Consider the following 2,650-nt stretch of genomic DNA (forward strand, 5'->3'; position numbering starts at 1 on the left):
AAATAAAAAGGAGAAAAAATAATGACTTTAAGACAATTATTAACACTTATTGCTTTAAGTGGAATATGTGTGTTTATCTTGTATAAATTTGGTTTTATCGTGCCTGATAGTACTAAAATAACATGGTTGAAATAAGCAATATTTAAAACATATTGCTTATTTTTATAAAGGATTTTATAATGAGAAATAATAATAATTTATTAGATAATTTTATTTGTTTATTGATGGGTTCTATTGTTGGTATTTTTATATATGTTAATTTTTTTCTTGTAAGAAAAGAAATTCCAATTGAGGAAAATAATAATTTAGTTGTTGTTCAACAAGAAAAATTAATATTAGAAGTGAAAAACAGTCTTCTTGATTATAACAATAATAATTATTTATATAAAAAAGATATTGTAATAATAATTAATAAAATTATAGAAAGGTTAAAAGAAAAAAATGATTAATAAAGTAATTTTAGTAGGTAGAATTACCAAAGATCCAGAATTATATTTTATTAACGGTAATATTCCCTTAGTACGTTTTATTTTAGCTGTGAATAGGAATTTTATTAATAATGAAGGCGATAAAGAAGCGGATTTTATTCGTTGTGTTGTTTGGAATAAAATAGCAGAGAATTTATTTAAATATGTTGTTAAAGGTTCTTTAATTGGCGTTGAAGGTCGAATTAAAGTTAATGTCATTGATAAAGATAAAGAAGAAAAAAAATTTATTACAGAAGTACAATGTCAATCTATTCAATATTTAGATTTTAAAAAAGAAAAATAAGGAGAAAAATAATTAAATGCAAATTAATAATTTAATAGAGTCTAAAATATTTATTTCTTTAATTTCTTTATTTTTTGGTATTTTTGTTTATTGGTTTTATTTATATATTAAACATTTAAAAGAAAAATATGATTTTAGTGATGAATTAAGAGAAGTTGTTAATCATTATATTAAAAACGGAGCTATTAGCTTAAAAGAATATGGTGCTTTAATTAGAATAGTAGCTCAAATGGGTAATTATTTAGGTATTTATCGTGAGCATGTCCAAAGAATGATTAAAGAATTTGATGAAAATGGCGGTCTTAATTTTGCGGAAGGTGTTTTTAATGAAACAGAAAATAATGCAGATAATAAAGAAAAACCATTGAATAATAATGATACAGAACAATTATTAAAAGAAAATTTAAGGTTAAAACAACAATTAAATAATATAAAAACTCCTTTAATTATAGAAAATAATGACAATGATTTTTAATTTATCTGTTTTAAAATATTTAATTTCTTTTGATTTTAAAGCTTTATTTTATTTATTATATAGTATTTTTTATAGTATTTTTTTGACTAAATCATCTTTTTTATTTGGTTATGAAGTGGGTTGGAATATTAATTTTTTTAATATATTTAATTTTATTAAAATGATTGTTATTTTTATATGGGAAAAATTAACTATTTTAATTTATCCTTTAAAATTATTTAATTCTTTATTTGGTTTTTTAATAGATATTTTAAATTTTTTTAAAGATATTTTTAGTTCTTTGTTTAATTTTATTAAAAGTAATATTTCTTCTCTTACTGCTCAAAAATTAATGAATCCTGATGAAGGTTTATGGGAAAAATTAAAAGAAATTTGTAAAATTATTTTTACTGTTACTGTTGGCGGTAGTGTTATTTATTTTTTCAAAGAAATGCAAACATTTCTGTTAAATTCTTTTATTAAAATAGGTGATTTATTATTTAAAATTGTTTTAAGAATTTTAGATATTATGGTTATTGTTTTAAACATTTGGTTATTGTTATTAAAAAAAATTATAATAATATTAGGTTTTATTTTTTCTTTTTTAATGAATGTTGTATATTTATGCGCTTATGAAGAAAAAGAATAAATAAATTTTAAATTATTTAAAAATGGAATAGGAGAAATTTAATTATGAGTACTTTTAAATGGAAAGGTAGACGTTGGCGAATAGTTCCTTTTCTTATTATTACCGCAACATTATTGTTTTTGGTTTTTTGGATTGGTGGTATGGCTTATAAATATCATTTAGAAACCGAAGAAAGAAGAATAACTTTAAATAAGGATATTTCCGAAGAAGCTAAAAAATTAAATAGCGCTTTACATGAGGAAAATATACAGTTAAAACAAGAAATAGAACATTTAAAAAATGCTCCTTATGAATTGATAAAAGATAATGGTGAAAAAGAATATTATAATTTATTTACTCATAAATTAGTAAAAAAGATTGATTTAGATGACAATATTTATGAATATGATAAAAATAATGGTCTTTTATTAAAAAAAATAGATAAATATAATAATATTTATGAATATGGTTCTCATGGTAAATTAATTAAAAAAACTTTACCTGATGGTGTTTGGGAGGAATATAATCCTGTTAACGAAAAATTAAGAAAACGTAAAAATATTGATGGTTCTATTGAAGAATTTGATGCTAATGAAGAAAAATATAAAGAAACAGATAAAAATGGTAAGGTTAAATATTTCAAAACTCAAATTTATCAAACAATTGCATATTTTAAAAAAGTAGGGGCTTATGCTGGTGATTTAAGAAAAATTGGCTTTACGCTTAGAGATTTAAAAGATACTGGATATACAGCTAAAGAATTAAAAGAAGCTGGATATACAGTCGAAGAATTAAAA

At 20.8% G+C, this 2,650-nt stretch carries 4 protein-coding genes and 1 pseudogene; all 5 read left to right on the top strand.

From position 1 onward, the window contains the following. The first annotated feature begins 179 nt into the window (after positions 1 to 179). Entirely contained in the window at positions 180 to 449 is a 270-nt protein-coding gene (locus CPX_RS03130) for a hypothetical protein (protein ID WP_053521623.1), read from the top strand. Next, complete coding sequence (locus CPX_RS02690; protein WP_053521624.1) at positions 442 to 771, top strand: single-stranded DNA-binding protein; 330 nt, start codon at positions 442 to 444, stop codon at positions 769 to 771. The genes CPX_RS03130 and CPX_RS02690 overlap by 8 nt, the downstream gene beginning before the upstream one ends. 16 nt (positions 772 to 787) lie before the next feature. After that, positions 788 to 1,246: a hypothetical protein gene (locus CPX_RS02695; protein ID WP_053521625.1), complete on the top strand. Its 459-nt coding sequence runs from the start codon at positions 788 to 790 to the stop codon at positions 1,244 to 1,246. Next, positions 1,236 to 1,874 (top strand): hypothetical protein, encoded by a 639-nt coding sequence (locus tag CPX_RS02700; protein WP_235443275.1) that lies wholly within the window; start codon positions 1,236 to 1,238, stop codon positions 1,872 to 1,874. Before CPX_RS02695 ends, CPX_RS02700 begins: the two co-directional genes overlap by 11 nt. Positions 1,875 to 1,918: 44 nt before the next feature. Beyond that, a pseudogene (locus CPX_RS02705) lies at positions 1,919 to 2,650 on the top strand (DUF2963 domain-containing protein); the annotation flags it as partial.

It is taken from the genome of Candidatus Phytoplasma pruni (assembly GCF_001277135.1).
GTDB classification, from domain to species: Bacteria; Bacillota_I; Bacilli_A; order Acholeplasmatales; family Acholeplasmataceae; genus Phytoplasma; species Phytoplasma pruni.